This window comes from Pseudomonas parakoreensis, assembly GCF_021602155.1.
In the GTDB taxonomy this organism is placed as follows: Bacteria; Pseudomonadota; Gammaproteobacteria; order Pseudomonadales; family Pseudomonadaceae; genus Aquipseudomonas; species Aquipseudomonas parakoreensis.
Map to the genome: position 1 here is coordinate 125,850 of NZ_BQHY01000011.1, position 21,987 is coordinate 147,836.

17 protein-coding genes are annotated in these 21,987 nt (G+C 61.7%); 11 read left to right on the forward strand and 6 right to left on the reverse strand.

Features of this window, described 5'->3' with window-relative positions; all coding sequences use genetic code 11:
* Window positions 1-204: 204 nt before the first annotated feature.
* From L6D63_RS18725 to L6D63_RS18760, 8 genes are all read left to right on the forward strand, one after another.
* Window positions 205-2,916: a TonB-dependent receptor gene (locus tag L6D63_RS18725; RefSeq protein ID WP_047291513.1), complete on the forward strand. Its 2,712-nt coding sequence runs from the start codon at window positions 205-207 to the stop codon at window positions 2,914-2,916.
* 149 nt (window positions 2,917-3,065) lie between these two features.
* Window positions 3,066-4,931, forward strand: coding sequence for an extracellular solute-binding protein (locus L6D63_RS18730; RefSeq protein WP_047291511.1), 1,866 nt, complete (start codon window positions 3,066-3,068; stop codon window positions 4,929-4,931).
* 1 nt (window position 4,932) lies between these two features.
* Entirely contained in the window at window positions 4,933-5,997 is a 1,065-nt protein-coding gene (locus L6D63_RS18735; RefSeq protein ID WP_047291509.1) for a microcin C ABC transporter permease YejB, read from the forward strand.
* Complete coding sequence (locus L6D63_RS18740; RefSeq protein ID WP_047291506.1) at window positions 5,997-7,019, forward strand: ABC transporter permease; 1,023 nt, start codon at window positions 5,997-5,999, stop codon at window positions 7,017-7,019. The genes L6D63_RS18735 and L6D63_RS18740 overlap by 1 nt, the downstream gene beginning before the upstream one ends.
* A gap of 1 nt (window position 7,020) precedes the next feature.
* On the forward strand, window positions 7,021-8,625 hold the full coding sequence (locus L6D63_RS18745) for an ABC transporter ATP-binding protein (RefSeq protein WP_047291504.1): 1,605 nt from the start codon (window positions 7,021-7,023) through the stop codon (window positions 8,623-8,625).
* Between the two features lie 197 nt (window positions 8,626-8,822).
* Window positions 8,823-9,344 (forward strand): DUF3455 domain-containing protein, encoded by a 522-nt coding sequence (locus L6D63_RS18750; RefSeq protein ID WP_131670099.1) that lies wholly within the window; start codon window positions 8,823-8,825, stop codon window positions 9,342-9,344.
* Between the two features lie 226 nt (window positions 9,345-9,570).
* Window positions 9,571-10,107, forward strand: coding sequence for a sigma-70 family RNA polymerase sigma factor (locus L6D63_RS18755; RefSeq protein ID WP_047291500.1), 537 nt, complete (start codon window positions 9,571-9,573; stop codon window positions 10,105-10,107).
* Window positions 10,104-10,805, forward strand: a complete 702-nt coding sequence (locus tag L6D63_RS18760) for an anti-sigma factor (RefSeq protein WP_047291498.1) — start codon at window positions 10,104-10,106, stop codon at window positions 10,803-10,805. The genes L6D63_RS18755 and L6D63_RS18760 overlap by 4 nt, the downstream gene beginning before the upstream one ends.
* 7 nt (window positions 10,806-10,812) lie before the next feature.
* Here the strand turns inward: L6D63_RS18760 and L6D63_RS18765 are convergent, their stop codons facing one another.
* Window positions 10,813-11,895, reverse strand: coding sequence for a DUF1615 domain-containing protein (locus L6D63_RS18765; protein WP_095667005.1), 1,083 nt, complete (start codon window positions 11,893-11,895; stop codon window positions 10,813-10,815).
* 276 nt (window positions 11,896-12,171) lie between these two features.
* On the opposite strand from L6D63_RS18765, the gene L6D63_RS18770 reads away from it, so the two are divergent.
* Together L6D63_RS18770 and L6D63_RS18775 are read left to right on the forward strand one after the other, a co-directional pair.
* Window positions 12,172-14,376 carry a TonB-dependent receptor gene (locus L6D63_RS18770; RefSeq protein WP_095667006.1) on the forward strand — a complete coding sequence of 735 codons (2,205 nt, stop codon included), beginning with the start codon at window positions 12,172-12,174 and terminating at the stop codon, window positions 14,374-14,376.
* Between the two features lie 210 nt (window positions 14,377-14,586).
* Window positions 14,587-16,122 (forward strand): FAD-dependent oxidoreductase, encoded by a 1,536-nt coding sequence (locus L6D63_RS18775; RefSeq protein WP_131670098.1) that lies wholly within the window; start codon window positions 14,587-14,589, stop codon window positions 16,120-16,122.
* 129 nt (window positions 16,123-16,251) lie between these two features.
* Here L6D63_RS18775 and hemB read toward each other — a convergent pair whose 3' ends face one another.
* Both hemB and L6D63_RS18785 read right to left on the reverse strand, forming a co-directional pair.
* Window positions 16,252-17,226, reverse strand: a complete 975-nt coding sequence (hemB, locus tag L6D63_RS18780) for a porphobilinogen synthase (protein ID WP_121184653.1) — start codon at window positions 17,224-17,226, stop codon at window positions 16,252-16,254.
* A gap of 243 nt (window positions 17,227-17,469) precedes the next feature.
* Window positions 17,470-18,168 (reverse strand): glutathione S-transferase family protein, encoded by a 699-nt coding sequence (locus L6D63_RS18785; protein ID WP_047291489.1) that lies wholly within the window; start codon window positions 18,166-18,168, stop codon window positions 17,470-17,472.
* A 225-nt stretch (window positions 18,169-18,393) separates the two neighbouring features.
* Here L6D63_RS18785 and L6D63_RS18790 point away from each other — a divergent pair, with 225 nt between their 5' ends.
* Window positions 18,394-19,068 (forward strand): hypothetical protein, encoded by a 675-nt coding sequence (locus tag L6D63_RS18790; RefSeq protein ID WP_047291488.1) that lies wholly within the window; start codon window positions 18,394-18,396, stop codon window positions 19,066-19,068.
* 133 nt (window positions 19,069-19,201) lie between these two features.
* Here L6D63_RS18790 and mnmH read toward each other — a convergent pair whose 3' ends face one another.
* The 3 genes from mnmH to L6D63_RS18805 form a co-directional block, all read right to left on the reverse strand.
* The gene (gene mnmH, locus L6D63_RS18795; protein WP_047291486.1) at window positions 19,202-20,305 is read right to left on the reverse strand and encodes a tRNA 2-selenouridine(34) synthase MnmH; all 1,104 of its coding nucleotides are present in this window, start codon (window positions 20,303-20,305) and stop codon (window positions 19,202-19,204) included.
* On the reverse strand, window positions 20,305-21,339 hold the full coding sequence (selD, locus tag L6D63_RS18800) for a selenide, water dikinase SelD (RefSeq protein WP_131670095.1): 1,035 nt from the start codon (window positions 21,337-21,339) through the stop codon (window positions 20,305-20,307). The genes mnmH and selD overlap by 1 nt, the downstream gene beginning before the upstream one ends.
* Window positions 21,340-21,535: 196 nt before the next feature.
* On the reverse strand, window positions 21,536-21,901 hold the full coding sequence (locus tag L6D63_RS18805) for a nuclear transport factor 2 family protein (protein ID WP_131670094.1): 366 nt from the start codon (window positions 21,899-21,901) through the stop codon (window positions 21,536-21,538).
* Between the last annotated feature and the right edge of the window lie 86 nt (window positions 21,902-21,987).

A 21,987-nucleotide genomic window follows, 5' to 3' on the forward strand; every position in this document is an offset into this window, starting at 1 on the left:
CGGTGCCGGGCGCGCGTTGAGAAACGCGCCCGACACCGCGAACCGCTTCCCGTCGCAATCAGCCGACCGAAAAACGCCAGACGTCTTCGGAGGGGATCGGCTTGCTTGAAGAAAGTGGCTTTCCGCATGCGGTATCACCGAAAGCGGAGCAATGAGGGGCTCACAAGGCCAATTCGATAACGTCTGATCAAGTCGGAAACAACCATGCTGATGAACACTCCACGCTTCACGCTCAAACCTTTGGTGGCAACGATTTCTCGTCACCGTTTTGTTCCGTTGTACCTGGTGGCCATGGGGATGGGCGCCGGGACCGTGCAAGCCGCCGAGGACGACAACGTCGCCGTTCCCGCTGCAGCCGCAGTGGTGGCACCGACCACACAATTGCAACGGGTGGAAGTGACCGGATCGGCGATTCGCCGGGTCGATGCGGAAACGGCCGTGCCGATCACCATTCTGAAAGCCGATGAGCTGCGCAAACAGGGCGTGACCACTACCGCCGAACTGGTGCAGCGGATCACCGGCAGCCAGTCGATCAACAACAGCGCCGGCTCAGTCGGCGCCGCCACCGGTGGCGCTTCGTTTGCCGACATGCGCGGCATCGGCGCGAACAAGACCCTGGTGCTGCTCAACGGTCGGCGCCTGGCCAACAACGCCTTGTCCGGCACCAACTCGGCCGGCGGCGCGGTGGATCTGAACATGATCCCGTTTGCCGCCATCGAGCGCGTGGAGGTTCTGCGCGACGGCGCATCAGCCCTGTACGGCACCGACGCCATCGGCGGCGTGATCAACTTCATCACCAAAAAATCCCTGACCGACGGCCAGCTCACCCTCGGTGGCGAAACCCCGACCCACAGCGGCGGCGGTGCCACCAAAGACATGAGCGCCAGTTGGGGCTATGGCGATCTGGAAGAAGACCGCTTCAACGTGCTCGGCGTGTTCAACTACAACAAGCAACAGAACCTCGACGCCAACGACCGCTCCTTCGCCCGCGACTACGACCCTGGTCGTGGCCTGGACCAGACCTCCGGCACCGCGTTCCCCGGCAACTACAGCCAGAACGGCAACGCCACCAACCCGTTGGCCAACAGCAATTGCAATGGTCCGAACCTGGTCGCGCGCGATGGGCTGTGCCGCTTCAGCACCCGCGAATACATCGACCTGATTCCGCAAACCGAGAAGACCTCGTTCTTCGGCAAGACCACCGGCAAACTCGGCGACGATCACAACGTCAACCTCGAATACTTCTGGTCACGCAACAACAACGCCACCGCGGTCGGCCCGGCCCCGCTCACCGGCCTGAGCCTGGATTCCTCGTCGCCGTACTACCCCGGCAACGGCATCACGCCTGGCCCCACGGGCTTCGCCCTCGACCCGACGCAACCGGTCGATGTGAACTGGCGCGAAACCGCCGCCGGCCCACGGGAATCGAAAGACCAGAACACCAGCCAGCGCTTTCTGTTGAGCTTCGACGGTCTGGTCGGCGGCTGGGATTACAACGTCGGCGCCTCGTACAACCAGAACAAAATCGTCTCCAGCGTCACCAGCGGCTATATCAGCGATCAGGCGATGATCAACGGTCTGGCCAGTGGTCTGCTCAACCCGTTCGGCCCGCAGACCAGCGCCGGTCAGCAATACATCGATCAAGCGATGTACCACGGCGCCTACTCCACCGCCGTCGGCCGCGTGGCCGGTTTCGACGGGCGGGTCAGTCGCGAGATCGGAGACTGGTTCGGTGCCGGGCCGGCCGGTCTGGCGCTGGGTGGCGAGTACCGCAAAGAGAAATTCCATCAGGATTTCGAGTCGTTTGCCGGTGACATCCAGAGCCTCGGTATCGACCCGGCCGGCAGCGTCGAGGGCGACCGCAGCGTGAAAGCCGCGTACGCCGAAATCAATGTGCCGGTGCTCGACAGCCTCGAACTGTCCGCCGCTGTGCGTCACGACAAATACAGCGACTTCGGCAGCACCACCAACCCGAAATACTCGTTCCGTTATCAGCCGCTCAAAGAGCTGGTGGTGCGTGGCGCGTACAGCGAAGGCTTCCGGGCGCCGTCGCTCTACGAGCTGTATTCGCCGCGCAGCATCACCTACACCCAGGGCTACTACAACGATCCGGTGCTGTGTACCGGCGGCGTGGTGCAACCGGGCGGCAACGGCGGGCGCGATTGCGGTCAGCAGTTCCTCAATCAGATCGGCGGCAATGAAGATCTGGCTCCGGAGAAGGCGCGCAACGTGACGCTGGGCTTCGTCTATCAACCGGTCAGCAACCTTTCCGTGGGCCTGGATTTCTGGTGGATTCATATTTCCAACCAGATCCAGCCGTTCCCCGAGTCCACCGTGTTCGATCAGGCCGGCAGCTACCCGGATCGCTTCGTGCGCAACGCCGACGGCACGCTTAACTACATCGTCACCGGCAATGCCAACCTCGGCATCGTCGAAACCAACGGCGTCGATGTGTCGCTGGACTACCGCTTCCCGAACACCCCTTACGGCCAGTTCGGTCTGGGGCTGCAAGGCACTTACGTGGACGAGTACGACTTCCAGAGCACCATCAAAGGCCCGTTCACCGACAAGGTTGGCGACTTCGAAGGGGACGGCGTGATCGCGCGCTGGAAACACAACCTCACCGGCAGCTGGACCTTCGGCGCCGCAAGGGCGTCGCTGACCAACCGCTTCACCACCGGTTACAACGACTACGACCGCGATACCCACGCACGCGTGGCGTCGTATTCGGTGTGGGACCTGTCGGCCGGCTACACCTTCAACAAGGTGCTGGATGTCGATGCCGGGATGAAGAACATGTTCGACCGCAACCCACCGTTCTCCAACCAGGCCTACAACTTCCAGAGCGGCTATGACCCGCGCTACACCGACCCGCTGGGCCGCACGCTGTTTGCGCGCATGACGTATCACTTCTAAAGAACGAGCGCCAAAAAACCCTGTGGGAGCTGGCTTGCCAGCGATAGCGTCGTATCAGTCGACATTTACTTCACTGACATACCGCTATCGCTGGCAAGCCAGCTCCCACATGGGAACCGGGTTTCTTCAGGGATTTTCAGGGTGACCTCATGAGTTTTTTGCGCAACATGGCAGGCCTGCTGCTCGGCGGCGCCTTGCTCTGCGCCGCTGTGCCAGCAATGGCCGCCGGCAGCTATGCACTGACGGTGTACGGCGAAGCGCCGAAGTATCCGGCGGGTTTCCAGCATTTCGATTTCGTCGATCCCGACGCGCCCAAGGGCGGTTCGCTCAGCCGGGCGTCGATGGAAATCGGCCAGTACAACTACATCACCCCGTATGCCGATCAGGGCATTTCCGTGGTGCAGGTCAACGACTGGGTGTATGCGCCGCTGGCGTTCCGTTCGCTGGACGAGCCCTACACCGTTTACGCACTGGTCGCGCAACAAATGGAACGCGATCCCGAGGGGCTCTGGGTGCGCTTCACCCTCAACCCCAAGGCCCGCTTCGCCGACGGTACGCCGATCACCGCCGAAGACGTGCGCTACACCTTCAACCTGCTGATGACCAAGGGCAGCCTCAGTTATCGCCAGCAGTACGCCGACGTGCAGGACGTGCTGATCGAAGGTCCACGGCAGGTGCGTTTCACCTTCAAGAACAACCTCAACCGCACCCTGGCGCTGGACCTGGCGACGCTGCGCGTGGTGCCCGAACACTGGTGGAAGACGCGCGATTTCGCCAACGGCGGCGGCTTCGAACCGCCGCTGGGCAGCGGCCCGTATCGCGTGAGCAAGGTCGACGCCGGGCGCAGCATCAGTTTTCAGCGCGACCCGGACTGGTGGGGCAAGGACTTGCCGGTCAGTCGCGGAATGTACAACTTCGACACGCTCACGGTGAATTTCTACGGCGACACCGACGTCGCTCGCCAACTGCTGCAGGCCGGTGCGTTCGATTACAACCGCGAGTTTTCTTCGTCCGGTTACGTGGTCGGCTACGACAGCCCGGCATTGCGTGACGGGCGTTTGCAACAGGCGATTCTCGCCCCGGAAAAACCCACGGCGGCGCAAGGCTTCGTGTTCAACCTGCAAAACCCGATTTTTCAGGATCGCCGCGTGCGTCAGGCGATCAGTCTGCTGTGGGATTTCGAGTGGACCAACAAGCAGATGATGCGCGGCTTCTACGTGCGTCAGAACAGCTTCTGGCCGAAGAGTGAAATGGCCGCCACCGCCCTGCCCGACGCCGAGGAATTGAAGATCCTCGAACCGTTGCGCGGGCAGATCCCGGACGAAGTGTTCACCGAGGTCTATCAGGCGCCGAAAACCGACGGCAGCGGTTACATACGCGACAAGCAGTTGCAGGCGCTGAAACTGCTCGCCGAGGCGGGCTGGACGCCGCAACACAGCCGATTGGTCAACGCCGCTGGCGAGCCGCTGGCGTTCACCTTCCTCGACGGTCAGGGCGGCTTCGACCGCATGCTGTTGCCATTCAAACGCACCCTCGCGCAGATCGGCATCACCCTGAATCTACGGCGGATCGATTCGGCGCAATACGTCAATCGGCTCAACGCCCGCGACTACGACATGATCGTCACCAGTTTCCCGCGCAGTGGCGATCCGATCGTCTCCCCCGGCCGCGAACTGTACAGCCTGTATGCCTCGCAAAGTGCCACGCAGGTCGGCAGTTCCAACTCAATGGTGCTGGCCAACCCGGCGGTCGATCAACTGATCGACGGGCTGGTCAAGGCCGACACCCGCGACGCCATGGTGCATTACGCCCGCGCCCTCGACCGGGTGCTGCAATGGGGTTACTACATGATTCCCAACTACTACTCCAAAGGCACGCCGACGGTGTATCAGAACCGCTTCGGCAGGCCGCCGGTGCAACCGGCCTACGACGAAGGCCTCAACACCTGGTGGGAGGTCTCGGCCAAGCCGTTGACCACGCAACAGATGCACGCCCAGCTTGCGGGGGGCCAGTGACATGCTGCGTTATCTGAGTCGACGTTTACTGCTGATCATCCCTACGCTGCTGTGCATTCTGGTGGTCAATTTCCTCATCGTGCAGGCCGCGCCGGGCGGCCCGGTGGAACAAGCCATCGCGCGTCTGCAAGGTTTCGGCGGGCACAGCATGGGCGGTGGTGGCGAAGTCGCTGCGACGGGCGGTGCCGGGCGCAGCAGCCGTGGCCTCGACCCGGCGCTGATCGAGGAAATCAAACACCACTACGGTTTCGACAAGCCGATGCACGAACGCCTGTGGCTGATGCTGAAAAACTACGCGCAGCTGGACCTGGGCAGCAGTTTCTTTCGCGGTGCCAAGGTCACCGATCTGATCCTGCAGAAACTGCCGGTGTCGTTGTCGCTCGGCGTGTGGGCGACGCTGATCACCTACCTGATTTCGATCCCGCTGGGCATTCGCAAAGCGATCAGGAACGGCAGCGCATTCGATGTCTGGAGCAGCACCGCGATCATCATCGGCTACGCGATGCCGGCGTTTCTGTTTGCGATTCTGCTGATCGTGGTGTTCGCCGGCGGCAGCTACGTCAACTGGTTCCCGGTGCAAGGGCTGGTGTCGGATAACTTCGACAGCCTCAGCACCTTGGGCAAGGTCGGCGACTACCTCTGGCACCTGGTGTTGCCGGTCACGGCGCTGGTCATCGGTGGCTTCGCCACCCTGACCATCCTCACCAAAAACAGCTTCCTCAACGAGATCAGCCGCCAGTACGTGATTACCGCACGGGCCAAGGGGCTGACCGAACGCCGCGTGCTTTACGGCCACGTGTTTCGCAACGCCATGCTGCTGGTGGTGGCGGGTGTGCCGTCGGCGCTGATCGAAGTGTTTTTCGCTGGCTCCTTGCTGATCGAAACCCTTTTCAACCTCGATGGCCTCGGGCGCATGAGTTACGAAGCGGCGGTGTCGCGGGACTATCCGGTGGTGTTCGGCGCGCTGTTCCTGTTCACCTTGTTCGGCCTGTTGATCAAGCTGATCGGCGACCTCAGCTACACCCTGCTCGACCCGCGCATCGACTTCTCGGCGAGGACTGCCTGATGTTCACACTCTCTCCTCTGGGTCAGCGCCGGGTCGCGCAGTTCAAGGCCAACCGTCGTGGACGCTGGTCGCTGTGGCTGTTCATTGGCCTGTGCCTGATCTGCCTTGGCGGCGAACTGATTGCCAACGACAAACCGTTGGTGATCCGCTACCACGGCGCTTTGTACTTCCCGATCCTCAGCGATTACCTGGAAACCGATTTCGGCGGCGAGCTGCCGTTCCAGCCGGATTACGCCAGCGCTTACGTGCACTCGCTGATCGAGGATCAGGGCGGCTGGATGCTGTTTCCGCCGATTCCGTTCAGCTACGACACCGTCAACTACGACCTCACCGAACCGGCGCCAAGCCCGCCCTCGGCGAGCAACTGGCTGGGCACCGACGATCAGGCGCGGGACGTGTTGGCGCGAGTGATTTTCGGCACACGAATTTCGATCCTGTTTGCGCTGATCCTCACCGGCATCAGTGCGTTGGTCGGTATCGTTGCCGGCGCGTTGCAGGGTTATTACGGCGGTTGGGTGGATTTGCTCGGGCAACGGCTGCTGGAGATCTGGTCGGGACTGCCGGTGCTGTACCTGCTGATTATTCTGTCCGGGTTTGTCTCGCCGAGTTTCTGGTGGCTGCTGGGGATCATGGCGCTGTTTTCCTGGCTGGCGCTGGTGGATGTGGTGCGCGCCGAGTTCCTCCGTGGACGCAATCTGGAATACGTCAAAGCCGCGCGGGCGCTGGGGCTGACCGACAGTGAGCTGATGTGGCGGCACATCCTGCCCAACGCAATGACCTCTACCCTGACCTATTTGCCATTCATTCTGACCGGCGCCATCGCCACCCTCACCGCGCTGGATTTTCTTGGCTTCGGCATGCCGGCGGGCACCGCCTCACTGGGCGAACTGATTGGCCAGGCCAAACGCAATCTGCAGGCGCCGTGGCTGGGCCTGACGGCATTTTTTGCCTTGGCGCTGATTCTGTCGTTGTTGGTGTTCATCGGTGAGGCTTGCCGAGACGCGTTTGATCCGAGGAGCTGACATGCAAAACCATTTGATCGAGATTCGCGACCTGCGTGTAGCCTTTGGCGAGCAGGCCGTGGTGCACGGTTTGAACCTCGACATTCGCCGTGGTGAATGTCTGGCGCTGGTCGGTGAGTCCGGCTCGGGCAAGTCGGTCACGGCGCATTCGATCCTGCGTTTATTGCCAGGTAAAAGCGTCAGCAGCAGCGGTTCGATAACTTACAGCGGAGTGAACTTGCTGCAGGCCAGTGAGCAACACCTGCGCGGTTTACGCGGCAACCGGATTGCGATGATTTTCCAGGAGCCGATGACCTCGCTGAACCCGTTGCACACGGTGGAAAAGCAAGTCAGTGAAGTGCTGGAGATTCATAAAGGCCTGAAGGGTCGCGCGGCACGTGAGCGGACGCTGGAGCTGCTGGAACTGGTCGGTATTCGCCAGCCTTTGCAGCGCTTGAAAGCCTATCCGCATCAGCTGTCGGGCGGACAACGGCAACGGGTGATGATCGCCATGGCGCTGGCCAACGAGCCGGAACTGCTGATCGCCGATGAACCGACCACCGCGCTGGACGTGACCGTGCAGCAGAAGATTCTTGAGCTGTTGATCGAACTGCAACAACGCCTGGGCATGTCACTGTTGCTGATCAGTCACGATCTGAATCTGGTGCGACGCATCGCGCAACGGGTGTGCGTGATGCGCCACGGCGAAATCGTCGAACAGGCCGACTGCGAGACACTGTTTCGCACCCCGCAACATCCTTACAGTCGCTTGTTGATCGAAGCCGAACCCAGCGGTGCTCCGGTGCCAAGTGCGTATCAACACAATCTGCTGGAAGTCGATGATCTGAAGGTCTGGTTTCCACTGCCCAAGGCACTGTTCAGTCGTTCGCAGGCGTACATCAAAGCGGTGGACGGCGTCAGCTTCCGCCTGCAACGCGGCAAAACGTTGGGGATTGTCGGCGAATCCGGTTCGGGCAAATCCACGCTGGGCCAGGCGATCCTGCGGCTGGTGGAATCCGAGGGCGAGATCCGCTTCGGCAACAAGCAACTGAGCCTGCTCAATCAGCGTTTGATGCGCCCGTTGCGGCGGCAGATTCAAGTGGTGTTCCAGGACCCGTTCGGCAGCCTGAGCCCGCGCATGTCGGTGCAGCAGATCATTGCCGAAGGTCTGCTGACTCACGGCATCGGCACCGAGGCCGAGCGCGAGGCGGCGGTGATTCGCGTACTGGAGGAAGTCGGCCTCGACCCGAAGAGTCGCCATCGCTACCCCCACGAATTTTCCGGCGGCCAGCGCCAGCGCATCTCCATCGCCCGCGCACTGGTGCTGGAGCCGGCGCTAATCCTGCTCGACGAACCGACCTCGGCGCTGGATCGCACGGTGCAGAAACAAGTGGTGGAGCTGTTGCGACAATTGCAGATCAAGCATGGGCTGACCTATCTGTTCATCAGCCATGACCTGGCGGTGGTGCAGGCACTGGCTCATGACTTGCTGGTGATCAAGGACGGCCAGGTGGTCGAGCAAGGGGCGTCGCGGGAGATATTTGCTGCGCCGCAGCATCCCTACACCCAGGAACTGCTGAAAGCCTCCGGCCTGAGCGTCCCGCGTAAAACTGCCGAGCTTGTGTAGGAGCTGACGCAGGCTGCGATCTTTTGATGTTGTTTTTTCAAGAGCGAAAGATCGCAGCCTGCGGCAGCTCCTACAGGGGATTGGTGGGGCCTGGAGAATATTTTTCGGGCACTGCATCCAAACGCCTCCGTCACGGGTAGTTCCAGTAGCAGCCCTCTTCGGCTGTCAGCGGTTTACCCCTTTCGGAGATAACACAGATGAACATCACTCAACTGATTGGCCTCACCGGTTTGCTCGCCCTGTCCTCGACAACCTTCGCCCAGAGCAGCTATCCCGACGCGATCAAAGTCCCGGAAGGCCACAAGATCGCCATGGAAACCACCGGCGTCGGCGAGATCACCTATGAATGCCGCGACAAGCCCAACGCGGTCGGACAAACCGAGTGGACCTTCGTCGGCCCGAAAGCGGTGCTCAATGATCGCAGCGGCCAGCAAGTCGGCACCTACTTCGGCCCGCCCGCCACCAGGCAGGCCAAGGACGGTTCGAAAGTCACCGGTACGCAATTGGCCGTCGCCCCGTCGAGCCCGGGCAACCTGCCCTATCAACTGGTCAAGGCCAACCCCGCCGAAGGCAAAGGCGCGATGAGTGGCGTGAGTTACATCCAGCGTGTCGCGCTCAAGGGCGGCGTGGCCCCGGGCAGCGAATGCACGGTGGCGAACAAGGGCAAACAGGAAGTGGTGAAATATCAGGCCGACTACATTTTCTGGGCGGCGAACTAGCTCCTTGATGCTTCTATGGGAGCGAACTGGTGGCGAGGGGATTCATCCCCGATGGGGCGCGAAGCGCCCCAAAATCCGGCAACTGCGGAAGCAGGAATTCATCGCAACCAACGGTTACGGCTGCTGTGCAGCCGGTCGGGGATGAATCCCCTCACCACAAAGGCTCGCTCCCACAGTAGAAGACTGTTGGCTGGATGTTTGAAGAATGTGAGCTAGATTGCACCCCATGTCTTTGCCTGAACCGCTGTTCGATTACGAAGCCCGTCTCACGGCCTGCGCCCGCGGCGAGCACTCGGCCCTGCGCGATTTATATGTGCAGGAAGGCCCGCGCCTGCTCGGCGTGGCCAAGCGGCTGCTACGTGACACGGCGCTGGCCGAAGACATCGTGCATGAAGCATTCATCAAGATCTGGAACGGTGCGGCGCAGTTCGATCCGGCGCGCGGCTCGGCGCGGGGCTGGATGTTCAGCGTGACCCGGCATCTGGCGCTGAATCTGCTGCGCAATCAGGCTCGGGAGACGCCGTTCAGCGAAGATCATGAAATGCCTGCCGAAGAAGATGACGGCTTCTATGCCCAGGCGCATTCGGGGCGCATCCATCGCTGCCTGGAACAACTCGACCCACAACGCCGAAGCTGCATCCTCCACGCCTATGTCGATGGCTACAGCCACGCGCAGATTTCCCAACGATTGGGCACGCCGCTGGGCACGGTCAAAGCCTGGATCAAACGCAGCCTCAACGCTTTGCGGGAGTGCATGGGATGACCACTGAAGCGGCGCAGGAACGCGATGAACTGGCCAGTGAATACGTGCTCGGCACCCTGTCGGCGCCGGAGCGTGAAGCGGTGCAACGACGCTTGCCCCACGAGCCCGAACTGCAAGCGGCGGTGGACGCGTGGGAGCGGCGCTTGCTCGACCTGACCGATCTCGCCGGGACGCAGCAGCCATCGCCGCACTTGTGGCCGCGTATCGAGCGCAGTGTCGAGCAACGCTCACGAAAAACACCGGCTCCGGCGCCCACCTCATGGTGGAATCTGCTGCCGCTGTGGCGTGGGCTGAGTGCGTTCGGACTGGCTGCGACGCTGATCCTGGGCTCGATTCTGCTGACCCAGACCACGCCGAAACCCAGTTATCTGGTGGTGCTGGTCGCGCCGCAGGACAAGGCGCCGGGCTGGGTGATTCAGGCCAGCAACGCCCGGGAAATTCAGCTGATCCCGCTGGGCGTGGTCGAAGTGCCGGCGGACAAGGCGCTGGAGTTCTGGACCAAGGCTGACGGCTGGCAAGGGCCGGTGTCGCTGGGGCTGGTCAAGCCGGGCCAGGCGCTGTCGGTGCCGCTGGACAAGCTGCCGCCGCTGCAACCGAATCAGCTGTTCGAGCTGACGCTGGAAGGCGCCAATGGCTCGCCGATCGGTAAACCGACCGGGCCGATTCAGGCGATCGGCCGCGCCGTCAAAGTGCTTTGAACCCGCGTTAACCGGCCTTGGCCATGCAGCGTTTGTAGCGCTCATCCACGCGTTTGGCGAACCACGCCGTGGTCAGTTTGCGGGTGATTTTCGGGCTCTGCAGGACGATCCCCGGCAACACCGCACGTGGCAAGGTCTTGCCTTCAGCCTTCTCGGCCAGTTCGAACACGCGCTGGTAGAGTTTGGTTTCTTCGAATTCCAGGGTCTTGCCCTTCTCCAGTTGATCGCGAATCGTCGGGTTGCGCAGGCCCAGCGACTTGCCGAGGGTGCGCACCGCCAGTTCGGTGCTGCCGGGCATGATCGAGTCGTAGCGAATCAAGTCGCCATCCAGCGCCAGCGGGATGCCCGAGGCTCGGCTGACGGCGTTCTGGAACGCGGCATTGCGGCTGGCGTACCAACCGGCGTTGAAGTCGGCGAAGCGATACAGCGGCTCGCGGTAACTCACCGGGTAGCCAAGCAAATGCGCGATGCCGAAGTACATGCCGCCTCGGCGGGTGAACACTTCGTGGCGGATCGTGCCGTCTACCGGGTATGGATAGTCCTTGGCGTGCTGCTCAGCGAATTCGATACTGACCTGCATCGGTCCGGCGGTGTGTACCGGGTTGAAGCCACCGAACAAGGTGCGGCCCATCGGCACCCTGCCGATGAAGTCATCAAAAATGGCGCTGAGTTCTTTTTCACTGCGCGCCGCGCTCAGGCGTTCGCTGTAGGTCTTGCCGTTGGTGGAGCGCACTTGCAGCGCGCCGCTGACCAACAGGCCGGGGATATGCACTTTGGCGGCACGACGGTCGATTTCGTCGCGAGCGATCTTGCCCAGCCCCGGCACCGTCGGGTCGACCTGATAGGTCGATTCCTGCTCGGCCACGGCCAGCACTGAACAGAGATTCTGTGTGGTCGGGCTGATGTGCTGAGCGGCGAACGCGGCGTAGATGTCGGTGGCCCAGCCCTCGCGGTCGGGCACTTTGGCCGGCATCAGCCGCACTATTTCGGCCTTCACTTCGGCGGGTGCGCGGGCGACAGGCTCACCGCTGCGCTGCCCCGCGCAACCGGCGAGCGCCAGCAACGCGGCGAGGGTAATGAGTAATCGCATGTTGCTTCATCCAGTCCATTAAGCCCGGACACCATACACAATCCGTGTAGGAGCTGCCGCAGGCTGCGATCTTTTGATCTTGTCTTTTAAAAACCAAGTCAAAAGATCGCAGCCTGCGGCAGCTCCTACAGGTGAATGTGTTTTCCGGATTGATGACAAACTGATTGCAAAACGTTACTGCGAACTCCTATCATTTGCGCCTGGAGTCGTATTTGCGCAAGGAGTTCCCCGCGCAGTTCTAATTTTCTCACCGGCCGTACGCCTCCAGGTATCGACATGCCCGCTTCAACTCGACTCGCTGTCCCGTTCCGCCCGACGCTTCTCGCCCTGCTGTGCTCCCTGACCGTCACCGCCCACGCTGCCGATGAAAACGGCAAGGCGCTGGTGCTCGACAATGTCAACGTCAACGCCCAGGCACCGACGTCCAACGCCCTGCCCCCGGTCTACTCCGGCGGTCAGGTCGCCCGTGGTGGTCAACTCGGCGTGCTCGGCAATCAGGACATGATGGACGTGCCGTTCAGCGCCGCGTCGTACACCGAACAGCTGATTCAGGACCAACAGGCGGAAAATGTCGCCGACGTCCTGCTTAACGATGCCTCCGTGCGTCAGGCTTCGGGCTTCTCCAACCAGGCGCAGGTGTTCATGATTCGCGGCCTGCCGCTGAACGGTGACGACATTTCCTATAACGGTCTCTACGGCGTGCTGCCCCGGCAGATCATTTCCAGCGACGCCCTGGAGCGCGTGGAAGTGTTCAAAGGCCCGAACGCCTTCATCAATGGCGTGACCCCGACCGGCTCCGGCATCGGCGGTGGCGTCAACCTGCAGCCCAAGCGTGCCGGCGACGAGCCGCTGCGCCGCTACACCACCGACATCAACAGTGAAGGCCGGATCGGTCAGCACCTCGATATCGGCCAGCGTTTCGGCGAAGACAACCGCTTTGGCGCGCGGGTCAACCTGTCCCAGCGCGAAGGCGACACCGGCATCGATCACGAAAACCAGCGTTCGAAACTGTTCGCCATCGGCCTCGATTATCGCGGTGACGCGCTGCGTATTTCCGGCGACTTCGCCTACCAGAAGGAACGCGTCAACGGTGGCCGCAACTCAGTCAACCTCGGCACCGCCACGCACATTCCGGACGCGCCGTCGGCCGACACCAACTACGCGCCAAAGTGGGGCTACACCGACATCGAAGACACTTTCGGCATGCTCCGCGCCGAATACGACCTGAACGACAACTGGACCGCGTACGTCGCCGGCGGCGCCAAGCACACCCGCGAAGTCGGCCGCTACAACTCAACCACGCTGGTGGGCAACAACGGCGCCTCGTACACCACCGGCTCGTTCATCCCCCACGACGAGGACAACACCAGCCTGATGGCCGGCCTCAACGGCAAATTCAACACCGGCGCGGTCAGCCACAAGCTCAATTTCGGTTTGAGCGGCCTGTGGGCCGAACAGCGCAGCGCCTATGATTTCGACCTGACCCAGTACGCCAACCATATCTACCACCCGGTGGAAACGCCGTCGCCGGTCGGTAATTTTTCCGGCGGCGACCTCAGCGATCCGGGCATCGTCGGCAAGACCTTCAACCGCAGCCTCGCGCTCTCCGACACCCTCGGTTTCTTCGATGACCGCCTGCTGATCACCGCCGGGCTGCGTCGTCAGCAACTGGTGGTGCAAGGCTACAACTACGCCAGTTACGGCAGCGGCAGCCGCAAGTCGAGCTACGACGAATCGATCACCACGCCGGTCTACGGCATTGTCTTCAAACCGTGGGAGCACGTGTCGTTCTACGCCAACCACATCGAAGGTCTGGCGCAAGGCCCGACTTCGCCGACCAGCACCGGCGGTTTGCGCGTGACCAACGGCAACGAAGTCTACGCACCGGCGCGCTCCAAGCAGACCGAGGCCGGGGTCAAGGTCGACATGGGCACTTACGGCGCGAGCCTTGGCGTGTATCGCATCGAACAGCCGAGCGACGGTTACTGCGAAATCAACAGCGCCACCACCTGCACCTACGTGCGTGAAGGCGAGCAGATCAACAAAGGCGTAGAGATGAACGTGTTCGGCGAGCCGATCAACGGCCTGCGCCTGATCAGCGGCCTGACACTGATGGACACCGAACTGCGCAACACCCAGAACGGTGCCAACGACGGCAACCGCGCCATCGGCGTGCCAAGCTTCCAGTTCAACGCCGGCGCCGACTGGGATGTACCGGGCCTGCAAGGCGTGGCGCTGAATGCGCGGATGCTGCGCACCGGCGGCCAATATGCCGATGCGGCCAACAACCTCAGCCTGCCAACCTGGAACCGCTTCGATGCCGGTGCGCGTTACGCCTTCAAGGTCGCGCAGAAAGACGTGACCCTGCGTCTGGGCGTCGAAAACCTGGCCAACAAGAAGTACTGGGAATCGGCGCAGGGCGGCTATCTGACCCAGGGTGAGCCACGGGTGGCGAAGTTGTCGGGGACGATCGATTTCTAAAACGCTGCCAAATTGAAAAAGGCCCCGCAGCTTCAGCGCTGTGGGGCCTTTTTGGTTTTTGGGTGCCTGAAAAGGCCTTTTCGCGAGCAGGCTCGCTCCCACATTGGAATGCGTTCGACTGTGGGAGCGAGCCTGCTCGCGAAGAGGCCGGCACTGGCTAGCCTTTCCATCTGATCCATACTTGCTGCACAGCCAACGGAGGACAGGCTCATGCACCGCAGCGACGTTCTGATCATCGGCGCCGGCCCGACCGGTCTGGTGCTGGCTCTGTGGCTGAGCAAACTGGGCGTGCGCGTGCGTATCATCGACAAGACCTCCGCGCCCGGCACCACCTCGCGGGCGCTGGCGGTGCAGGCGCGCACGCTGGAGTTGTATCGTCAGCTGGATCTGGCCGACACCGTGGTGCGCAACGGGCACAAGGTCGCGGCGGCGCATTTCTGGGTCAAGGGCAAACCGGTTGCGCAGTTGCCGCTGCAGCGCATCGGCGAAGGCCTGACGCCCTACTCGTTCATCGAAATCTTTCCCCAGGACCAGCACGAACGGCTGCTGCTCGAACGCCTCGAAGACTATGACGTGGTGGTTGAGCGCAACACCGAACTCGAAAGTTTTGAAGAACTCGGCGACGGCCTCACCGCGCATCTGCGCTTGCCCGACGGGCAGCAGGAAATCTGTCAGGCATGCTTTCTCGCGGGCTGCGATGGCGCGCGTTCGGTGGTGCGCAAAACCCTCGACACCGGTTTCCCGGGCGGCACCTATCAGCAGATTTTTTACGTCGCGGATGTGCAGGCCAGCGGCCCGGCGCTTAACGGTGATTTGCACCTGGATCTGGACGAAGCGGATTTTCTCGCCGTCTTCCCGTTGGCCGGCGAAGGCCGTGCGCGATTGATCGGCACGGTGCGCGATGAGCGTGCCGACCGCGCCGAAACCCTGCAATTCGCCGACGTCAGCCGCCGCGCCATCGAACACCTGAACGTACACATCGACGAGGTCAACTGGTTCTCCACCTACCGTGTGCATCACCGCGTGGCCGAGCACTTTCGCAGCGGTCGGGCGTTTCTGCTCGGTGACGCGGCGCACGTGCACAGCCCCGCCGGCGGCCAGGGCATGAACACCGGGATTGGCGATGCAATCAACCTGGCGTGGAAACTCGTCGCCGTGCTCAACGGCAGCGCCACGGCGCAACTGCTCGACACTTACGAAACCGAGCGTATCGCGTTCGCCCGCCGATTGGTGTCGACCACCGACAAAGTATTCACGTTCGTCACCGCCGAGGGGCGCATCGCCGATCTGCTGCGCACGCGCCTGGCACCGTTTCTGATCCCGAAAATGGCCACGTTCGACGCCAGCCGCGAATTCCTCTTTCGCACCGTCTCGCAAGTCACCCTCAACTATCGCGGCATGCCGCTGAGCCAGGGCAGCGCCGGCCACGTCCACGGCGGCGACCGCTTGCCGTGGGCGCATGATGGTGAGGGCGATAATTACGAGCCGCTACGCCAGCCCTGCTGGCAGGTGCATGTGTACGGCGACACCAGCGACGAGATGATCGCCTGGTGCCACGAACATCATTTGCCGCTGCACGTGTTCGATTGGCGCCCGGCGTTTGACACGGCGGGGTTGGGGCGTAACGGGTTTTATCTGCTGCGCCCGGATACCTATGTGGCGATTGCCGACAACAGTGCGGATCCGAAGGTGATCGAGCGGTATTTCCGCGATCACGGCATCCGGCCCTACTTCAACGGCCCCTGACCCAAGAACACCCTGAATACCTGTGGGAGCTGGCTTGCCAGCGATAGCGATGGATCAGCCAACATTGATTTTGACTGCACCGACGCAATCGCTGGCAAGCCAGCTCCCACAAGGGTTCTGCGGTATTCGTCAGATCCCGGCCAGCGCCAGATCCATCGCAAAGTAAGTGAAGATCAGGTCCGCACCCGCGCGCTTGATTGCGCCCAGGCTCTCGCGCACCACGCGATCCTCGTCAATTGCACCGGCCTGTGCGCCGAACTTGATCATCGCGTACTCACCGCTGACCTGATACGCCGACAGTGGCAGGTTCGAGGCTTCACGGATGTCGCGGATGATGTCGAGGTACGCTCCGGCCGGTTTGACCATCAGCGCATCGGCGCCTTCCTGCTCGTCGAGCAGCGATTCGCGCAGGGCTTCACGGCGGTTCATCGGGTTCATCTGATAGCTTTTGCGGTCACCCTTCAGCGCACTGCCGCCGGCTTCACGGAACGGGCCGTACAGCGCCGAGGCGAATTTGGTCGAGTAGGCCATGATCGGAATCTGGGTGAACCCGGCGGCGTCCAGCGCCTGGCGGATCGCCCGCACCTGACCGTCCATCGCTGCCGACGGCGCGATCACGTCAGCACCGGCATGCGCCGCCGCCACGGCTTGCTTGCCAAGGTTGATCAGGGTCTGGTCGTTGTCGACTTCGTGGTTGTGCATCACGCCGCAGTGGCCGTGATCGGTGTATTCACAGAAGCAGGTGTCGGACATCACGATCATTTCCGGCACTGCGTCCTTGGCAATCCGCGACATGCGCGAGACCAGGCCGTCTTCACGCCAGGTGTCGCTGCCATTGGCGTCCAGATGATGGGACACGCCAAACGTCATCACCGACTTGATCCCGGCACGGGCGTAACGCTCGATTTCGCCGGCCAGCTTGCGCTCGGGAATGCGCATCACCCCGGGCATGCTCTTGATCGGTACAAAGTCATCGATTTCTTCTTCGACGAAAATTGGCAGCACCAGATCATTCAGGCTGAACTCGGTTTCCTGGAACAGGCTGCGCAGGCTCGCATTGCGGCGCAGACGGCGGGGACGTGCTTCGGGGAACTGGCTGGACATGAGGCTTTCCTGAAATCGGAAGATGAGACGAAAGTCGTAGGGGGCGAAGCTTATGCCTTCGCCGGGCGCAGGTACAAACCTGGATCAATCAAGACAGCATTACCGGCGGTGCAATAATCCTCGGAACAATCCGATTACCTGTGGGAGCTGGCTTGCCAGCGATAGCGGTGGGTCAGGCAACATAGATATTGACTGTGCCGGCTTCATCGCTGGCAAGCCAGCTCCCACAGGGTCGAGTGAAGGTCAGGAAGGTATGGTCAGCCCGCGAACAACCGCCGGCCGCGCCAGAAACCGCTCCAGCACCCGGGTCACATTCGGGAAATTGCTGATTCCCACCAGATCCCCGGCCTCATAGAAGCCGATCAGGTTGCGCACCCACGGGAACGTGGCGATGTCGGCGATGGTGTAGCGCTCGCCCATGATCCAGTCGCGACCTTGCAGACGTTTGTCGAGCACGTTGAGCAGGCGTCTGCTCTCCTCGACATAACGGTCACGCGGACGCTTGTCCTCGTAGTCCTTGCCGGCGAATTTGTTGAAGAAACCGAGCTGGCCGAACATCGGGCCGATACCGCCCATCTGGAACATCAGCCACTGAATCGTCTCGTAACGCAGAGCGCCCTCCTGGGCCAGCAACTGGCCGCTCTTGTCGGCGAGGTAGATCAGGATCGCGCCGGACTCGAACAGCGCCAGCGGTTGGTCCTCGGGGCCGTGCGGATCGAGGATCGCCGGGATCTTGTTGTTGGGGTTCAGCGAGAGGAACTCCGGTGACATCTGATCCTGCGTGTCGAAGCCCACACGGTGCGGCTCGTACGGCAGGCCGATCTCTTCGAGCATGATCGAGACCTTGACGCCGTTGGGGGTCGGCAGGGAATAGAGCTGAATCCAGTCGGGGTACTGCGCCGGCCATTTCTGGGTGATAGGGAACGCGGACAGATCGGTCATGGGAAACATCCAGTCACATGGAAAGCACTGATCATAATGTAGGAGCTACACGAACCGTAACATCCTGCGGGTAATGTGCATGAACCAAACCGGTCTCAGAGGACTCTGAGCTATGCCCTTCGTAACGGAAGCGCGACACACGACATGGACAACACCCGGTGCAGGGAGCCCGTGGTGCAAGGGTTGGTCAGCCCCAACCGAATTTGCTGAAGAATCCTGTACTCAATGACGAACCTCATGAGTTTCGCCAAACGCTTCAAACATCGCGCCTGCGTGGCCCTGCCCTCCCTGTTGGCGGTCAGTGCGCTGACCTTGTCGCTCGAATCGAGCCAGATTCGCGCGCAACCGGTGGACGGTACGCAGACGCTGATCTTCCTGCGCCACGCGGAAAAACCCGAGGGCGGTCTCGGCCAGCTCAACTGTCAGGGTCTGAACCGGGCGATCGAGCTGTCGACCCTGCTGCCGGAAAAATTCGGCAAGGCCGATTACGTGTTCGCCGCCGACCCGACACGCAATGTCGAGGAAGGCGAGCTGGACAACTCCTACAGCTACATTCGCCCGCTGATGACCATCAGCCCCGCCGCGATCAAGCTCGGCCTGCCGGTGAACATCGAATTCTCTGCCAACGATACCAGCGACCTGGCGCGGGAACTGACCGAAGACAAGTACCACAACGCGACGATCTACACCGCGTGGTCCCACGGTTATCTGCCGGAGCTGATCAACAAGGTCGCGGGCAACGCGGTCGGCGAAAAGCAGACCATCACCGACGACTGGGCCTCAGGCGATTTCGATTCGCTGTATGTGCTGACCCTGACCTGGCACAACGGCAAGGCCAGCCTGCAGAGTCACAGCTACAAGCAGGGGCTGGATAACGGCAAGGCGACGTGCCCGACTTGAGTGATTGGCTGTCTGTCGGTTCCTCATCGCTGGCAAGCCAGCTCCCACAGGGATTGGGTGATGCTTACATTTACAGCATCCCCAAAACACTGTGGGAGCTGGCTTGCCAGCGATTGGGCCAGCCAAGCCACCCTCACACCCGCTGATTCACTCGCTCGCGCAAATACTCCAGCACCGCCCCGCGCTCCCCGGCAAACTCGATCCGCCCGCCCTTCTTCTCCCGCTGGAACGCATACATCGGGTCGTAGTATTCGCGCAACAATCCTTCGATCCAGCTACGGTGCAAATCCACCGACCCGCTGCGTGCCTGTTCGGCCAATGCGTCTTCCATCAGCAGCAACATCCGCCGATGACGCTCACCACCCAGCCGCTTCTGTACTTTGTTCAGGCTCTCCAGCAAGCGCTCGGAGAACAAAGCAAAACCTTCCTCGCCATGCACTGCGCAAAACTCGGCCGACAGATCCACCACGTAGTCGCGCAGGATCCGCTCGACCCGATCTTCGAAACTGTCTTCCAGCCAGACCATCGGGTACTGCTGCATGCCCTGATACAGCGGTAGCGGCAACGCACAACTGCCAACTACCCGACTCTCGTCTTCCAGAACAAACTGTTCGATACCGGCATCGCGCTTCTTGAGGATATCGATGGCCAGACGGTTCTCGAAATCAATGTTCGACGGTTGACCGGTAGCACGCTTGCCAAAGCTCGAGCCACGGTGATTGGCGTGCCCCTCCAGATCCACACCGTTGCGCAACTGCACCAGGACCTCGGTCTTGCCGGTCCCGGTCATGCCACCCAGCAACACGAAATCACACTGGCCGATCGCCTGCTCAAGCGTATCAAGCAGGAAGCTGCGCATAGCCTTATAGCCGCCGCCAACGCGCGGATAGTCGATACCGGCCTCGTCACGCAGCCACTGCTGCGTGATCTGCGAACGCAGGCCACCACGAAAACAATAGAGATAACCATCAGGATGGGCCCGGGCGAAATCAGCCCAGGCCTGAATGCGTTCGGCCTTGATCGCGCCGGACACCAGCTGATGACCCAGCTCGATGGCGGCTTGCTGACCGTGCTGTTTGTAACAGGTACCGATCTTCTGCCGTTCGATGTCGTTCATCAGCGGCAGGTTGACCACACCGGGAAACGCACCTTTGTGAAACTCGACCGGCGCGCGGGCGTCCATCAGCGGCCGGTCGTTGAGGAAAATGTCGCGGTAATCGGTGCAGTCGCGGTACATCAGATCACCTCGACTGCGTGGGTCTGTCGCTCAACCAGTTCGCCAATCGGCGCCAGGTCCAGGCCCAGTTCGGCGGCCACCGCGATGAACTCCTCGTTGCCTTCAGGGGTGACCGCAATCAGCAGACCACCGCTGGTCTGCGGGTCGCACAGCACGCGCTTGTGCAACTCCTGCAGACGGCCAAGCTTGCTCGAATAGCTGTCAAAGTTACGCAGGGTGCCACCGGGCACACAGCCCTGTTCGAGGTAGTACTCGACGCTGTCCAAACGCGGCACATGGTTGTAGCCGATACGCGCGGTCAGGTGGCTGCCATCGGCCATTTCCACCAGGTGCCCGAGCAGACCGAAACCGGTGACGTCGGTCATTGCGGTGACGCCGGCCAGTTTGCCGAAACGGCTGCCGGGTTTGTTCAGGGTGCACATCCAGTCGCGGGCCACACCAATGTCGCCGGGGCGCAATTTGCCCTTCTTCTCGGCGGTGGTAAGGATGCCGATGCCCAGCGGCTTGGTCAGGTACAGCAGGCAACCGGCGGTGGCAGTGTCGTTGCGCTTCATGTGGCGCTTTTCCACCAGACCGGTCACCGCCAGGCCGAAGATCGGCTCCGGCGCATCGATCGAATGCCCGCCGGCCAGCGGAATGCCAGCGGCGTCGCACACCGCACGCCCGCCGCGAATCACTTCCCGCGCCACTTCCGGCGCCAGCACATTGACCGGCCAGCCGAGGATCGCAATCGCCATCAGCGGATCGCCGCCCATGGCATAGATGTCGCTGATCGCGTTGGTCGCGGCGATCCGGCCGAAATCGAACGGGTCGTCGACAATCGGCATGAAGAAGTCCGTAGTCGACACCACACCACGCTCGGCATCGATCTCGTACACCGCCGCGTCATCACGCGAGGCATTGCCGACCCACAGTTTCGGGTCAAGGTTCTGCGCACCGCTGCCGGCCAGAATCACTTCCAGCACCTGCGGGGAAATCTTGCAGCCACAACCGGCACCGTGGCTGTATTGGGTCAGGCGAATCGGCTCGCTCATGGGAGAGTCTCTGGCAGTTGATGGGGCGGATTCTAGCAGAGCGCGGGCCGGCAGATTTTTGCGCTGAATGTCCGGCCCCCTTCGCGAGCAAGCTCGCTCCCACAGGGGATCGCTGTCATCCACAAATCCTGTGTTCACTGAAGATCCGTGTGGGAGCGAGCTTGCTCGCGAAAGCTATCGACGGGTCTCCACGGTTTCACGGCCGGGCACAAAAGGTGCCCTGATGAAAAACCATCTGCCACTGCTCCCCCTGCCGCCGCCACACCGAACTGCGCAGACTGTCCCCCGGCACCCGCTGGCCGCCAGCGACGGTATGGCAGTGATATGTCACCAGCGCCGAATCTTCCGACAATTGCTTGAGCGTGAACTGACTGACGTTACGTTGTGCGAAAGCTTGCTGCGGCAGCGCTTCCAGCACATCAAATTTGTTCCAGATGCCGCCGCTGGCGCCGAATTCGACAAAGTCGTCCGCGATCAATCTCGCCAGTTCTGCGGCATCCTCGCGCACGGCGCGCGACAGCAGGCGGTTTTCCAGATGTAACAAATGCTTCGACAGATCCATCTCGTTCCTACCTCAATGCAGAAATCACTCGCCACAAAGACTTTCGATTGTGCAAAAAAAACCGCCCTTTCGGGCGGCTAAAGTAC